Genomic DNA, 14,026 nt, shown 5'->3' with positions numbered 1-14,026 from the left:
ACAATCGAACTGACATCGTCTAAGATTGAGGAATGCTTGGAAGTCGGCTAGCTTGGCAACCATCACCAGATCCGATCTGGGCATTTTCCGGTGACAGAGAGACGCTACAGCGCTCCCGCCTATTCGGGAGCAATCGCATGCGTAGGCACTTTTTCGATCAGCGCGAAGGTGATGAGATGATCCCCGACGAACAGGGGATAGATCTCGTTTCACTGGAGGCTATGCAACACGAAGCAACCTTCGCGCTGGCACACTTGGCCAAGGATGAAGCTCGACGCTGCATTATCGATGCTCCTGCACGCCGTCTTGCAATCAACGTTCGCGACGAAGATGGACCGGTCTTACGGGCGACGTTCACCTTCGAGATTAGACGTTTCCAGTGAGGCCCCATATCCCCCTCTCGCTCGGCGCGAGAGGTCGACCACCGCCCGATGTGGCTGCACAATAGAGCCCTCACAGTAGTCAAAAGCAGCAAAAAACAGTGGGGCGACGCTCCTCGTGTTTGGCGGGAGCGCACTTAACTCTCAGTGACCGATGGATGCCGACGAATGGGCGGTTATGGGGCATCATGACGCGTCCGCCGGGGGAATAGCGAGCGCTTGAGGCGTCCCGGCCGCGCGACATCGGACCGCGAGAAAGCGGTAGCTAATGCCGTCGAAAGAGCGCATGGTTGCTTATGGGCGAGCCGACACGGGCGCCCGAGCGTTGGCAAAAGGCGGGCGTACATGAAAACTCGCTCGCGACGGGAAGTCGTCACCTTCAAGCATTCGTTCCAGATCAGGGGCATCGATCACCCCCTGCCCGCCGGACGCTACGAAGTCATCACAGACGAGGAGATGATCGAAGGGCTTTCCTTCGCGTCTTATCGCCGCGTTGCGACCATGATGATCGTGCCGGCAGCCTCGCACGGCGCCAGGATGGAGATGTTTTCCATCGGTCCGGTCGACCTGGCGGATGCACAACGGATCGACGCGAGCATGCCAGATGAGTGACGAACCGCTCGATCTGGATAAACATCGTGGGATTGCAGCGCAGAAAGCGACGGAAATCCGCCGCGCAACGACGGATGTCGAGAGTCGTGCGCGGGAGCTGCGCGAACGGCAAAGCGTGCTGGAAAACGGACTAATGTCGGTCGCTGCGACCTCATGGCCGGAAGCGGCCGCCAAGGCACGGTACGTGCTGAACATCTACGCTGCGAGCCTGTCGCCTGACGACACAAGGCATCGCGATCTCGTCGCGGCGATTCTGGCGGATTTTGTCCGGCTCGATGGGCAGGGCTGAAGCTGTGCCGGCTTCAGCCAACGGCAACGGGTTTAGTCGCATGGCACTTGAACAAGCTTGTTTCACCAGTTTCGAATACGACCGCATGATCGTCCAGTTCTCGATGCGCGACGGCGCGAAGGTCGTCCCCTGTGCGATCTCGACCTCCGCGATGGATGAGCTAGAAGGGGCAGGACGCGCACCATCGAGCGAGCGCGAAGCGCAGTTCATGCGACTGCGAGAGCGCATTGAAGCCCGCGCCACCGTCAAATACATGGCGGGCGAGTTCGAAGGTGTGCCCGCCGGCATCATCCTAAGAAGCATCGACTTCAGGAAGCAGTAAGAGTCGCGGGCCACCGAGGTCGCGAAAACAAGGGAGACCACGCTTGAAGGGCGACATAGTCAACAGTGATGGCGTACACGTCGCCGTGGTGATCGATACCGCTATTTTCGACCTTAAGGGCCGGAAGCTTTACGATCTGAAGGGCAGCAGGATTTATCGGCTCTCGGGTGAACTGGTGGGTCACCTCAACGAAACCGGCGGCTCCTTAAGACGGCTCGACAAGTCGACAGACAGTTTGTTCTAGCAATTTCCGTATGGGAGGCGTCGTCGCAGGAACCGGAATGACACCAGGACGTTTGACGAAGGCGGCGAAAGATCGTGAATCGTAAGGCCGCCGCCAGCGACGGACGAACACACCGAGACCTAAGCCGAAGTCGTGTCTCCCGAGACTGTCTCATAATTTAGGGAGGATCGAGTGCCAGGGATGATTAGAGACCGAGGCTTCGGACGCCAGGGCTCTACCGCCGCGGCGCGAGAAGCCAACAAGATATTCCGAAAAGTGGAGGCCGCGCCGAGCGAGCGTGCCAAAGCCGACAAAGCGTTCCAGGCCAACCGCGAGCGTCTCAAAGCCGAGCGATTGGCGCGAGAATCCGAGCTTCCCGTCAAACCGCCAACAAGGCCCGCTAAATGACGTCGCATCATCGCGAAGCGAGGCAGGCGATCGTTCGCGAATGGAACCACTGGATCGGGACGCAGCCGCTTGATGGAAAAGCCTGCGCACGCGACGCGCGGCGGTTTTTCCTCGAGATCAAAGCCAGGCGCGAGCCAACATTACTGGATTTTCGGTCGGGCGCCGATGACAAATGGCAGATCGTCCATCAATGGCTCATGGCGGAGCGGCTGATATCAAACTAAGACACCGCTTTCTTTGCTGTACTCTTGCTAGGCGTAGCGACAGAGCTCCACGAATACAAGACTTTCACGGCGGCAGCACAACGGGATGAATCCGCACTGCTCGATCAGGACTATACGACGCCGCGTTTGCTCCAAGTTTTCGCTGCGCACTGACTTTAGCATCGCGACCGTCGCACGCGTTTTAGTGCTCGCTATTGGCCAGCCACAGGCGTAGGGTGGCTGGTATCACCGTATCATCAACGGCATCGACCGGTGACTGAGGGTCACGTGCGCTCCCGCCAATGGACTAGCAGGAGCGTTCGATGACGCGTTTTCGTGCCTCGGAATGGATCGTTCCGCCGGTAATCGTGCCGCTGTTTCTTCTGCTTCTCGTATGTGCTGCGGCCATCCTCAACGGCTAGCACGGCTCCCTTCGCCTGCTTGGTGACAGGGAGAACCTATCACGGCAAACGCCACTTTCGACGCAGTCGCGGCAAGACCGTTGTGATGCGCCTTGCGCGAACTGGGCACGAGGGCAACGTGTGCGTCCGCATCGTTACGTCGCCCGCGACGCTTATTGCAGCCGAATGGGCTGGAAGAACTCAGACCCCAATTGGAGATAGACATCATGGCCAAGGGACAGCAACGCGGCAATCGCGAAGCCAAGAAACCGAAGAAGGAAAAAGCAAAGGTGATTGCAGCGGCGCCCAGCCGCAAAGAGGCAGGCTGGCAGCCGGACTTCGGTCCTGCAAAGAAGAAGTAAGCAGAGGTTGAAGCTTTAGCTTGATTGCTTCCAAGATCCCGAGCGAGTGGCGCTGGCAGTAGCTCATCAATTCCCTCTATCGGTCCTGGAAAGTCATTTTCGTCATCACGAGCGGCACAACGCCGTCAGGCGTTGAAGCGATCGCTGACGGCACTGAGCTTCTCCTTGATGCACATCGACGGCGGTACTGAGGACGACAGGCGCTTCCGCCTCCTAGCTGGAGACTCTCCATGTGCGAGAAGTGCATCGAACTCGACAAGAGAATCGAGCATTATCAAAAGCTCTCAAGCTGCGTAACCGACCAGACTGCGCAAGAGGGAATCCGCTTTCTTATTGCAAAGTACTGCGCGGACAAGAAGGCGATACATCCGGATCAGGGATGAAGCCGGCTTCAGCTGCCGACGAGGCAATGGCCGCTAGGCTGCATAGTTTTGCGACCAAAGGCTGACGGCCGAGCGATCGAAGAGTATCCGGCCGCCTCCACGATACCGTCTTAGCCGCTGCCGAAACCCCGAAGTTCGTGCCGCTTCCGACCCGGCGGAGTGTTGGCACATTAGAGATCGCAGCCCTCACCATGACGATCCCACGAAAGGTGGTCGTACAGGGAGGATTTCGCATGTACGACAACGCAAGTTGCTTGCCGAGGCATGTAAAGGTTCGCGAAATGCGCTCGGAGAAGCGAAGGCCTACGGCGCTGGCGCAAAGCGCTTGCAAAGGTGGCGTTCCGCCGCCATTGAGGGCTCGAAATCGTAGTTTGGCGTGCCAAATCGCGCGATGGCGGAGGGAGAGAATCTAGAAAAAAATTTGCTCTTCTGCTGCGGCTGGGGTGCCCTCGCTAGGGGAGAACATCCGAATCTCCAGGGCTCTCGGTATCACTTAGGCCATGCAAATTAGCCCGAGCCGCCAGCCCGGACAGTTGCTGCCCCTAAAGGAATGCGCCTTCAGGCCTGTAGGAGCGACCACTCATAAATCCGGTGATGTCCGCTTCCGAGGGCAAAGCCGACACGTGCCCCCTCCCCCGGGATGTCGCTTTGTGACCCCAGAACGGACATGTCGTAGGGATCGCTGTACTCGAGACGTACGCGGTGTCTGGAGAGCGAGCGTTTTGGATGTCAGCGCGTAGCGCCGTCACCATCGGCAAACTGTGTCCAGCGAACAACTACGAGACCCCACGGCCAAAAATCCAGCCATGCGTATCAATAGTCGGACGAGGCAACTTCTGTTAATCTCTCGAACTGCGCATTGGAAACCGCCGTGAATTACTTCGGTAACTTGGGGAGCCGCATGCCCGAAAAATCAAAAAAGATATTTATTAGCTACAGTCACCAGGACTCGGAAATCGTCGAAAGGGTTTTGTCATCCCTCAGAACATCGGACGTGATCGATTATTTCTACGAGTTCTTTTTCGATACAGAAGCCATCCGGATAGGAGGCCACATAGCTGACAGTCTGGCCACCGCTCTGAAGTCTTCAGACTACTATGTGCTTTTCATTTCGGAGTCCTCCCAGAAATCAGACTGGGTAAAGCGCGAGATCGCCACTGCTTTTGAACTGGCGCGCAAAAAAGAGCTTACGGTCGTTCCTCTGCTCGTCCAAGGCGCCGAGGTGCCTTTTGAATTTCGCGGCCTGCTTTACGTCGATTTTCGTGAGGATTTTACCAGGGCCGTCCGCCAGCTTGAGGGCTTCTTCGAGAGTGAAGTGACGCAGGCAAGAGAAGTCGCAAAGCCTAACGTGGCAGGTCTGCAGCCACATCCGCCACCGACTGCATGCAAAGACTTTCTTGGAGTCATGCGTCTCGGCGACCTCCGCCAGCTGCTCACGCGCCGCCTTACCAATAATGACATCAAAGTCGTATGGTTCGATGTCTTCAACACGAGGATGGAGGACGAAGTCGGAGCAGTGCCTCTGGCGCTGAGCTGTGTCGAGCTGCTTGACAGAGCGCGTCGGCAGGAGGTGCTTGATCAATTACTGAAAGGCCTCTGCCAGAATCATCCATATCTCGGCAAAGCCGCAGAACAGGCGTGGCTTTCCGGCGTGAAGGACGTTGAACGGTAGAGGCGCCGGGCATTAAGCGTAATAGGAACAGCAAAGTGGCGCACAATCCGACCTTCAATTCCTTGGTATCCCAGCTACGCCTTACGCCGGCAGAGACGCCACCGCCAGAACTGGCTGATCAAATAGAGATTACACTGCGGTGGTTCGAGCGAGTGGTTGCAAATCTGGCGGCCGGCACAGAAACGGCTCGCACCGTGTCGGCCGGGTATCTGGCAGATAGGGAGTTCAACGCCTTTGCGGGTACGGTCGATGGAAGGGATGTTGTTGCCGTCAATTTGGGAATTTTGATCAGATCGCAAAACCTCTGTTCGATGGCTTTGGCATCAAATGTTGACGTCCCCTGGCTGCATCCGGATCGCTCACGAAGATCTGTAGGTCTTCCAGCTATCCGGTCCGGCGCAGTCCGCTACGTGTTTTTGCACGAACTCGGGCATATCTGGAAGGGACACACGCTCCTAATCGCACAGCAGTACGGCCGGAATTCCATAGACGAAATGAACATGGCTTCGTCCTCAAGGGTTAGTAAGCTGGACGCGCAGACTATGGAAATGGATGCGGACGTATTTGCCATCAGTGGGATCGTGTTGCAGCAGTTGCACAGGGCAAAAGCCGACAGCTGGATCAATCCGGAATTTGAGGAGATCAATGGTAATGGTGCTGCAGCTGTCGCCAGCTCGCTGTTCGCCATCTACCTAGTTTGGCGGATGTTCGAAGAGGCGTGCGATCTGAAAGGCGTAAGAATAAGCTCCCACCCTCCCGCCCCCATGCGGCAGAACATGATATTTGCCCACGCATTAAGTGAGTTGACCGGTCGCCACGGTTTCGAGTTTTCCAAAGCGTCGGCCATAATTGAGGCCGTCTTTAAATCGGCTGAATTGTGCTATGCGGCCGCGCGCGGCCATCCTGTTGACGTGGCAGGATTCGCACAGACCATTTCACCGGAAGGCCACAAGTATGTTGGAAGCCTGATTAGCAATCTGGAGGTGCTTCGGCCCCGCCTTCAACTGCTTCTACGTAATCGAAAGCCCGAAGAACTCGCCGAGTGACACCGTGCGACATACTGAATTGATCTGTTGGCGATCGCGCTGACTTGGCTGCGGCCGCTGTGCGAGACTCTCGTTTTTCAAGGAAGTGCCTGTCTTCCGACGGCTCGTCGATGATGACACGGACCGCGCCGCGATTTTCAGTCGGAACGTGGGCATGGCCCGTCCTCTCTCCAGCCGCACACCCGGCAGCACAACTGCGCGACAAAGCTTCGCGGCTTCGAATGCTGCCCAGAATCGGCCTAATGCTTGGTATCGGCTGGCTCGATTAAATCGGATAGAAGTGCCGCTGTCGCTTCGAGGCTCTCTCTAACCTGGACGAGTTTTTTATCGGACAAAATCAGCCGGCGTCCTGACGCCTTCACCACACATTCAAATATTCCATCTGAATGTCTCATGAGACTTAGCAGGTGTTCCCCGCTCGGACCATTAACGCCCGCTAGCCAGTTCTTTGCCGTTCGCTCGTTGGCTCCGGTCCATCGGATGAGTAGCTTAAGTGCTTGATGGGTATCACCCAGCTCAGAGCGGAGCACTTCTGCAATCAGCAGCGCATAGTCAGTGGCCAGCGCCTCATAATCTACTGGAAGAGATCTGCCCGCTTTAGGAAGCATTTTTCCGCCAGGGATGCATATAGTGTGGTCGTCCCGGACAGCTCATCACCCCTTCTTGACGTTAGTGGGGCAGTCATGACCGTCTTCGAATCATCAAACCTACCCACTTCCGCAACGCGCGTCGGACCGCGGCCGCTAGCGGCAGAATACGTGCGAATGTCGACCGACCATCAACAATACTCAACCGCCAACCAATCACAGGCGATTCGGGAATATGCCGCTCGGCATGGCTTTCAGATACAGATGACTTACGAAGACAGCGGCAAGAGCGGTCTAAATCTAGATGACCGAGACGCGCTAAAGCAGCTCATCGAAGATGTGCAAAGCGGCGCAGCGGACTTCTCGACAATTCTGGTTTATGACGTCAGTCGCTGGGGCCGCTTTCAGGATGCCGACGAAAGCGCCTATTACGAATACATCTGCAAACGTGCGGGCATCTCGGTCCACTACTGCGCCGAACAATTCGAGAATGATGGAAGCCCCGTTTCGACTATCGTGAAAGGCGTCAAGCGGGCGATGGCCGGCGAATACAGCCGCGAGCTTTCGGTCAAGGTTTTTGCTGGGCAGCGACGATTGATCGAACTCGGCTACCGTCAAGGCGGACCAGCTGGCTACGGACTAAGGAGACAATTAATCGATCAGAACGGCGCACCCAAAGGGGCGCTGCTGCGCGGTGAGCACAAAAGCATTCAGACGGATAGAATCATCCTTATTCCTGGCCCCAATGAGGAAATTGAGACCGTTCGATTTATCTACGAGAGTTTCGTGCATCACGCCAAGAGTGAGCGCGAAATTGCGTCCTATCTCAATGACAGGGGCATCTCCACCGATCTCGGCCGTCCCTGGAGTCGGGCCACCGTGCACCAGATCCTGATCAATGAAAAATATGTCGGCAACAACGTCTGGAACCGCTGCTCCTGCAAGCTGAAGGGTCACCGGGTCCATAACCCACCCGAGCACTGGATCCGGCACGACAAAGCGTTCGATACGATCGTCGATGACGAGACCTTCCAAGCAGCACAAAAGATCATCAACGATCGCGCCAAGACCTATTCCAATGAAGAATTGCTGGACCTGCTGCGCGGCTTGCTCGAGAAGTACGGTTACCTGTCCGGCATCATCATCGATGAGTTAGAGTTTGGTCCCTCGAGCAGCGCCTACCGTGCCCGCTTCGGGAGCCTTATTCGGGCATATGAACTGATCGGTTTCACTCCGGAGCGGGACTACCGCTATGTTGAGATTAACCGAGCATTGCGGCGGATGTATCCCGAGCTGATCGCGACTACGATCCGCGGCATCGAAGAGATCGGCGGTACCGTCGAGCAGAACGATGAAACCGATCTCCTCTCGGTCAACGACGAATTCACAGCCTCGCTATGTTTGGTTCGTGCGCAGGAGACGATGGCCGGCTCATATCGCTGGAAAATTCGATTTGATGCCGGCCTGCGGCCGGATATCACGGTCGCGATTCGTATGAACCAGATGAACAGCGCAATCCTCGACTACTATCTGTTGCCGCGCTTCGAGATTGAGCACTCAAGTACTGCGCTCGCCGAGGACAATGGCTTGGCGCTGGATGCGTACCGCTTCGATACGCTGGACATGCTGTTTGAACTTGCCGCGCGTTCGCAATTGATGGAGGTCAGCTATGGGCTCGGTTCAATCCATTGAGATGGTCTCAATCGGCGCGATCGATGTGGTGAACCCACGGGCTCGCAACCGGCGTGTCTTCAAAGAGATTGTCACTAGTGTTGCAGAACTCGGGTTAAAACGGCCGATCACGGTGAAGAGGAAGGCGGGTGATGGCGAGCAGCGCTACGACCTCGTCTGCGGTCAAGGGCGGCTCGAGGCCTATCAGGCACTCGGGCAGCGCGAGATCCCGGCGATCGTCGTTAATGCAACCAATGAAGACAGCGCGATCATGAGCCTGGTCGAGAATTGCGCCCGGCGCCAGCATCGCTCAATTGACCTGCTGCACGACATCGAAGGCCTGCGGCAGCGGGGCTACGAGTTCGATGACATCGCCCGCAAGACCGGGCTCACCGTCGAATATGTGAGGGGTGTCAGCAACTTGTTGGAGAGTGGCGAGCAGCGATTGTTGCGCGCGGTCGAGGCCGGGCAATTGCCGGTCAGCATCGCCGTCTTGATATCCCAGGCCGAAGACAGTGACGTCCAAAACGTCTTGCAACACGCATATGAGGAGAAGCTATTGCGCGGCCAGCGCTTGCTTGCGGCCAAGAAATTGATCGAGCAGCGGCGGCGCCGCGGCAAGGGATACAAGACCGGCCCACGTCGGACCGACGATACCCCGATCAGCTCGAATGCCCTGCTGCGCGCCTACAAGCAGGACGTTGACCGTAAGCGCGTCTTGGTCCGCAAATCCAACAGCACAAAGGCGCGGCTGGTCTTCATTCTGGAGGCTTTACGGAAGCTCCTCACCGAGCCGGACTTTCTGACGCTTTTGCAAGGTGAAAAGCTCGATACCCTGCCGAAGAACCTTGCGGTTCGACTGCACGGCCAAGGCTGAGCCATGGCGCGCCGACCTCATATTGCAGTACGGATGAGCTTTGAGGAGCGCACGCTCGCCGTCCGGCTTGCCGACATCCAGCCCCTCAAGCTGGTGTCGGAGGAGGTCAAGCGCTCGGCAAAGTACCGGCAGATCGCGGCCTCGATCGCCGAAATCGGATTGGTCGAGCCGCCGGTTGTGGCGCGCAGCCGGGACGCAAGTGGCAGATTTCTGCTGCTCGATGGTCACCTGCGATTGGAGGTTTTGAAGGATTCCGGCCTGATGGAAATCGAATGTCTGGTGTCGACCGAAGACGAGGCCTTCACCTATAACAAGCGCGTCAACCGCATTGCGATCATTCAGGAACATCGAATGATCCTCAAAGCGATCGAGAAGGGCGTCTCGGAGGCGCGGATCGCGAAGGCCCTTAATGTCGACGTCGCCAGCATCCGTCGTCGCCGCAAGCTGTTGGACGGCATCTGCGCTGAGGCGGTTGAGCTGCTCAAAGAGAAGCATTTGACCCTCAATACGTTTTCAGAATTGCGCAAACTCGCGCCGATCAGGCAGATCGAGGCTGCGGAGCTGATGATCGCGATGAACAATTTCTCGAACAGCTATGTGCGGTCGCTGGTGGTGGCAACGCCACGCGGTCAATTGGCGGTCGGCTACACGCCGCGCCAGCCCAAGGGCCTGTCCGATGAGCAAGTTGCATTGATGGAACGGGAATCCGCGTCGCTTGCCCGTGAGTTCAAGGTCGCCGAACAGACCTATGGCACCGACCATCTCGATCTGGTGTTGGCGGTCGGCTACGTCTCAAAACTGCTGCGCAACGGCAAGGTCGTTGGCTATCTGGCAAAGCACTTCCAGGAGCTGCTGTTTGAATTCCAGCGGATCACGGAATCCGAGGCGACCGCGGCCTGACAGCCCGCGTTCGGCAGCCCTTTAATTAAATTGGCCGCCTTCGCGTATTGAAAGTTATGACATAAATCAGCCGCTGAGCGACCACCACTCGGAATCCGGCTATCAGCAACTACAAGGAATTAACCCGCCAAGAACTCTACGACCGCATCTGGACAACTCCAATCGTGAGGCCCGCCAAGGAGTTTAGGCTGTCCGACGTCGGACTTACGAAAGACCTGTCGCCGCCACCCGCTCGAGCTCCGGGAGAACCTCGCCAGCGGACGTCGAGAAACCGCGGCTCCGAAGCGTTAGAAGTGGAAGCGCAGCCGACAAAGCTCTCGACGAGAGGTTGTACGTGACGTATGATCTAGAAATTGAGGGGTGAATTCACCCGACGCCGTTAATTATCGCAATGCTTGTCCGATGCTTGGCATCGAGGCCGGGGCTGATTCAGCACGGCAAGCAACGCATTGCGCGAACTGCTGCTGGATTGATTTCTTGGTCGACCCACCTGGCGCTACAAACCCATCGCTTTCCGCATAGCCGCTGCGCAAGTTGTGGCCGATGGCATAGGCGAGGCCATTATGTTGGATGTTCCTGCCAATGGAAATGCGGACGCAACGCCCGAGGCGGCTTCGCAGAATCCCGCGCAGTTCGCTCCTCGATACTGGTGCTTCCTCAGCTATTCGCGAGCCGACGCCAAGCTGGCGACACGCCTTCAAAAATTCCTCGAGAACTATCGGCTACCGGGCAATCTTGCCCGCCAAGTCACACCACCGGCCGGACTATCGCCAATCATTCGACCGGTTTTTCGAGATCTCACTGACCTAGCTGCTGCGCCGCAACTTTCGGAAGCACTCAAAGAGGCTTTGCGAAATTCCGCTAAGCTGGTTGTACTTTGTAGCCCGAATGCTGCTGCCTCTGAGTGGGTGAACGATGAGATCAAGTATTTTCAGTCGCTCGGCCGCCACGCTGACGTCTACCCTCTGATCATTGCAGGCGAGGCAAATTCGAAAGACCCAAAGACCGAGTGCCTGCCTGCCGCATTGCGGGGAAGAGAAAGGATTGACGAGCCCTTCCTTGTCGACTTGCGGCAGAACGACTTCAAGTCCGGTGGCCTCCGGCTCATTGCGGGCCTACACCACCTATCACTCGACGACCTGGTGCGGCGTCATGTTCTAAGACAGCGGAAGGTTATCGCATCAGCAATAGCGCTTGGATTCTTTCTAGTCGCGGCAGGAACACTTGCGATGCTGCGAGTTGCGGCTGACAACAGCTATGCGTCCATCTTGGCAGAAGCGAAGGCGCATGAGGCCTCCGAGCGCTTTCGTACGGCAGAGCATGTCCTAGATGCCGTCCCCCTCTGGGTCGACCGCTTTGCCTCATCGTCAAATCGACAGACCTCAAGCGAGTTGAAGCTCAAATTGAGCTACCAAGCGGGCTCAGAGCCGCTTGATCCAATTCAGTTCGAAATGCCTCTCGACCCGGGCCTTGCTTCCTCATTACCGTTTTCCGGAGACGGTCGGCGGATGGCTACGCCCGAACATATCACTACGATAAAACAAAGCCCTAAGAACGATTGGCTGGGCGTATTCGACCGCCGGTCGGGAAAACGCGTGTCGCGGATTTTTGGGCAGGTGAACTCAACAAACATTGCCCTCAATCGAGACGGCACCGTCCTTACGACATTGACCGACAACAACCTTGTGTTTCGTTCCGTTGCAACGGGAGACATCGTTTCGAAGACTGCGACAGCCGAAGATGATGATGGCTTGACGTTTGCAGCGTCAGACCGCGACCGACTCATCTATTTTGGCACTAATAAGGATGGCCCCCTTCAGGTCTTCGAGAGCACGACTGGCCATATCTTGGCAACTGTTTCGTCAAAGAAGAGCAGCCGGGTCAAACGTATTTCGACCGGCGAAGAGAGGGAATCCGTCAAGCACCTCCCGGTTCTGTTTGGGAATGGCGAGCTCTGGTTCGTCAATCTGGACGATGGCACGCAGAACGTCGCAAGCTTGCCGGATCACGCGACTGCGCGCGACATCCTGTGGGTCTCTGCAGCACAAGATGCTGTCCTCATTGTCACTGGCAAAGACACCTTAGCGCTTTATCGAAAAGGCGAGCCTCGCCCGGTCGTCGTGTCCAAGCCGACAATGCCAGACATTGGTAAGGCTGTCGTGCTTAGCGATCACCGCTTTGCGGTGATCTCGTCTGATGATCCCAAGGAGATCGTCTTTTTCGATCCCGTTGATCAATCCGAAACCAGTCGCCATAAATTGTCCGAAGAAGTGACCGGTTTAGCCTCCCTCGGAGGATCTCGCTCTGTAATGGCCGCACTTGCGTCGGGCGCGACCTACCTGGTCTTCGACGGTGACGACAAGGAGGTGGAACTCCTAGGCCAGCGAATGCCGGTCTCATATGCGGCCAAAAACGAGATCGGAGGTCTCTACGCCTTAGGCACAGAAAACGGGTACTACATTATCGGGCAACCAGACTCAGGGGTAATTTTGCGCGAGGGGACCATCGGTCAGACTCCGGTCTTAGCAATTGACATCGAGCCGAGGGCCCGATCAGTCGAGATTATCGGAGGAGATGGTCGCCGCAAGCAGGTCGAAATGTTGGCGCCTCGCCAGCTTGTAAGCTGGCTGGTGTCGGACTTCACCACAATCAATCCCCATGGCGAAGACGATAAATGCCGCGATCTGGCTCTTTCGCCGCAAGCAGATACCTTGGCAGTTCGCACCAAAACTGGGCTTGGACTATACAGGTCCAATGGCGAATTCCTTTCCAGATTTCTTTACAAGACAGACGGATTAGAAGGCGAAAAGCCGACGTTCGAATTCGACCCGACAGGCCGCTGGATTCTATTTGCGTATCATGGAGAGCCTATTTCCGTAATAGAAGTAGCAACGGGCCTGGCGGCGGAGACGCATCCCCAATATCCTGACAAGTTGTCGGACGTGGATCCCGACAGTTGCCCGCGGTCGTTCGACGGCGCTCTCTCCTGGATTGATACAACTAGCCTTTTGCTTCCAACGACGACGGGCGGGCAGCGGTGGCGCATTGCATCGGGACAGAATGGCGCGCCGCCGACATTGACCCTTGAAGGCGAGGATCCTGAGCGTGCCGTCAGCATAGAGCCACAGGATTTCAAGACTAAGTTTTCCGCTCCCGCAGGAGACCGTGAGGTGTCGAAAGAGCCGACGGAAGCTCCTGTTTTGCGCAGAGCTTCAAATCAGGAAACTATAGCCGTCTTGGGCCAATTCCAGCAGTACGCCGATTATTTCACCTTCAGCTCAGACGGAACCAGGCTGCTTATCGCGGCAGCACTGTCCGGAAACGACGACGATGCGCGCCCCAACGGAGGCTACGCGCTGATAGACGCTAAGACTGGAGCAACGATTCGCGAGCACCGAGAATACATGGTCGACCCGACGCGCCTCGAATTTCAACCCCATGGTAAGTATCTTCTCGCCGCCCCAGCAGGAGGTGCTGATTTTGAGTTCGAGGGGGTTGCAACTCGAGCCGACCTCATCGAGGCCTCTTCCGGCGAGCTGGTTGCCGATTTGACGAAGGGATTCGGCACAAGCGTCAAAGCCAGAAAAGTTGGCGGCTACGCGGACCATGTTTTTTCGTCCGATGGGCGACTGCTTTATGCCGTCCGGCAGACTGGGAATATCGACGTCTGGTCATTGAACTAGCGCTCGG

The 14,026-nt window shown here is 56.8% G+C and carries 14 protein-coding genes; 13 read left to right on the top strand and 1 reads right to left on the bottom strand.

The features are described 5' to 3' along the window. The first annotated feature begins 137 nt into the window (after positions 1 to 137). The 9 genes from ACVWYP_RS07195 (at position 138) to ACVWYP_RS07155 (ending at position 6,301) form a co-directional block, all read left to right on the top strand. Positions 138 to 383, top strand: coding sequence for a DUF6894 family protein (locus ACVWYP_RS07195; RefSeq protein ID WP_028341574.1), 246 nt, complete (start codon positions 138 to 140; stop codon positions 381 to 383). A 342-nt stretch (positions 384 to 725) separates the two neighbouring features. Beyond that, complete coding sequence (locus ACVWYP_RS07190) at positions 726 to 992, top strand: hypothetical protein (RefSeq protein WP_018273180.1); 267 nt, start codon at positions 726 to 728, stop codon at positions 990 to 992. Then, a complete protein-coding gene (locus ACVWYP_RS07185; RefSeq protein WP_028341575.1) occupies positions 985 to 1,281 on the top strand; it encodes a hypothetical protein in 297 nt (98 codons plus the stop codon). Before ACVWYP_RS07190 ends, ACVWYP_RS07185 begins: the two co-directional genes overlap by 8 nt. Before the next feature lie 40 nt (positions 1,282 to 1,321). Then, entirely contained in the window at positions 1,322 to 1,603 is a 282-nt protein-coding gene (locus ACVWYP_RS07180; protein WP_028341576.1) for a DUF1488 family protein, read from the top strand. Positions 1,604 to 1,646: 43 nt separating this feature from the next. Further along, the gene (locus ACVWYP_RS07175; RefSeq protein WP_028341577.1) at positions 1,647 to 1,847 is read left to right on the top strand and encodes a hypothetical protein; all 201 of its coding nucleotides are present in this window, start codon (positions 1,647 to 1,649) and stop codon (positions 1,845 to 1,847) included. Between the two features lie 383 nt (positions 1,848 to 2,230). Beyond that, positions 2,231 to 2,458 carry a hypothetical protein gene (locus ACVWYP_RS07170; RefSeq protein WP_028341578.1) on the top strand — a complete coding sequence of 76 codons (228 nt, stop codon included), beginning with the start codon at positions 2,231 to 2,233 and terminating at the stop codon, positions 2,456 to 2,458. Positions 2,459 to 3,065: 607 nt separating this feature from the next. After that, complete coding sequence (locus tag ACVWYP_RS07165) at positions 3,066 to 3,200, top strand: hypothetical protein (RefSeq protein ID WP_259245075.1); 135 nt, start codon at positions 3,066 to 3,068, stop codon at positions 3,198 to 3,200. A 1,254-nt stretch (positions 3,201 to 4,454) separates the two neighbouring features. Continuing rightward, the gene (locus tag ACVWYP_RS07160) at positions 4,455 to 5,255 is read left to right on the top strand and encodes a toll/interleukin-1 receptor domain-containing protein (RefSeq protein WP_453945727.1); all 801 of its coding nucleotides are present in this window, start codon (positions 4,455 to 4,457) and stop codon (positions 5,253 to 5,255) included. Between the two features lie 35 nt (positions 5,256 to 5,290). Continuing rightward, positions 5,291 to 6,301 (top strand): hypothetical protein, encoded by a 1,011-nt coding sequence (locus ACVWYP_RS07155; RefSeq protein ID WP_453945729.1) that lies wholly within the window; start codon positions 5,291 to 5,293, stop codon positions 6,299 to 6,301. A gap of 239 nt (positions 6,302 to 6,540) precedes the next feature. Here the strand turns inward: ACVWYP_RS07155 and ACVWYP_RS07150 are convergent, their stop codons facing one another. Continuing rightward, entirely contained in the window at positions 6,541 to 6,909 is a 369-nt protein-coding gene (locus ACVWYP_RS07150; RefSeq protein WP_453945731.1) for a hypothetical protein, read from the bottom strand. 75 nt (positions 6,910 to 6,984) lie between these two features. Here ACVWYP_RS07150 and ACVWYP_RS07145 point away from each other — a divergent pair, with 75 nt between their 5' ends. From ACVWYP_RS07145 to ACVWYP_RS07130, 4 genes are all read left to right on the top strand, one after another. Then, complete coding sequence (locus ACVWYP_RS07145) at positions 6,985 to 8,580, top strand: recombinase family protein (RefSeq protein ID WP_453945733.1); 1,596 nt, start codon at positions 6,985 to 6,987, stop codon at positions 8,578 to 8,580. Continuing rightward, a complete protein-coding gene (locus tag ACVWYP_RS07140) occupies positions 8,558 to 9,436 on the top strand; it encodes a ParB/RepB/Spo0J family partition protein (RefSeq protein ID WP_453945735.1) in 879 nt (292 codons plus the stop codon). The genes ACVWYP_RS07145 and ACVWYP_RS07140 overlap by 23 nt, the downstream gene beginning before the upstream one ends. A 3-nt stretch (positions 9,437 to 9,439) precedes the next feature. Next, positions 9,440 to 10,336, top strand: a complete 897-nt coding sequence (locus ACVWYP_RS07135) for a plasmid partitioning protein RepB C-terminal domain-containing protein (RefSeq protein WP_456684009.1) — start codon at positions 9,440 to 9,442, stop codon at positions 10,334 to 10,336. A 563-nt stretch (positions 10,337 to 10,899) separates the two neighbouring features. After that, positions 10,900 to 14,019 carry a TIR domain-containing protein gene (locus ACVWYP_RS07130; protein WP_453945739.1) on the top strand — a complete coding sequence of 1,040 codons (3,120 nt, stop codon included), beginning with the start codon at positions 10,900 to 10,902 and terminating at the stop codon, positions 14,017 to 14,019. Positions 14,020 to 14,026: the final 7 nt, after the last annotated feature.

The organism is Bradyrhizobium sp. USDA 3262 (assembly GCF_054060035.1).
This window is presented reverse-complemented; position numbering and strand designations above follow the sequence as displayed.

What these genes read in the sequence shown, in the direction of transcription:
- ACVWYP_RS07195 (WP_028341574.1), top strand. Translation starts at nt 138, where the DNA reads ATGCGTAGGCACTTTTTCGATCAGCGCGAAGGTGATGAGATGATCCCC.
- ACVWYP_RS07190 (WP_018273180.1), top strand. Translation starts at nt 726, where the DNA reads ATGAAAACTCGCTCGCGACGGGAAGTCGTCACCTTCAAGCATTCGTTC.
- ACVWYP_RS07185 (WP_028341575.1), top strand. Translation starts at nt 985, where the DNA reads ATGAGTGACGAACCGCTCGATCTGGATAAACATCGTGGGATTGCAGCG.
- ACVWYP_RS07180 (WP_028341576.1), top strand. Translation starts at nt 1,322, where the DNA reads ATGGCACTTGAACAAGCTTGTTTCACCAGTTTCGAATACGACCGCATG.
- ACVWYP_RS07170 (WP_028341578.1), top strand. Translation starts at nt 2,231, where the DNA reads ATGACGTCGCATCATCGCGAAGCGAGGCAGGCGATCGTTCGCGAATGG.
- ACVWYP_RS07165 (WP_259245075.1), top strand. Translation starts at nt 3,066, where the DNA reads ATGGCCAAGGGACAGCAACGCGGCAATCGCGAAGCCAAGAAACCGAAG.
- ACVWYP_RS07150 (WP_453945731.1), bottom strand. Translation starts at nt 6,909, where the DNA reads ATGCTTCCTAAAGCGGGCAGATCTCTTCCAGTAGATTATGAGGCGCTG.
- ACVWYP_RS07145 (WP_453945733.1), top strand. Translation starts at nt 6,985, where the DNA reads ATGACCGTCTTCGAATCATCAAACCTACCCACTTCCGCAACGCGCGTC.
- ACVWYP_RS07140 (WP_453945735.1), top strand. Translation starts at nt 8,558, where the DNA reads ATGGGCTCGGTTCAATCCATTGAGATGGTCTCAATCGGCGCGATCGAT.
- ACVWYP_RS07135 (WP_456684009.1), top strand. Translation starts at nt 9,440, where the DNA reads ATGGCGCGCCGACCTCATATTGCAGTACGGATGAGCTTTGAGGAGCGC.
- ACVWYP_RS07130 (WP_453945739.1), top strand. Translation starts at nt 10,900, where the DNA reads ATGTTGGATGTTCCTGCCAATGGAAATGCGGACGCAACGCCCGAGGCG.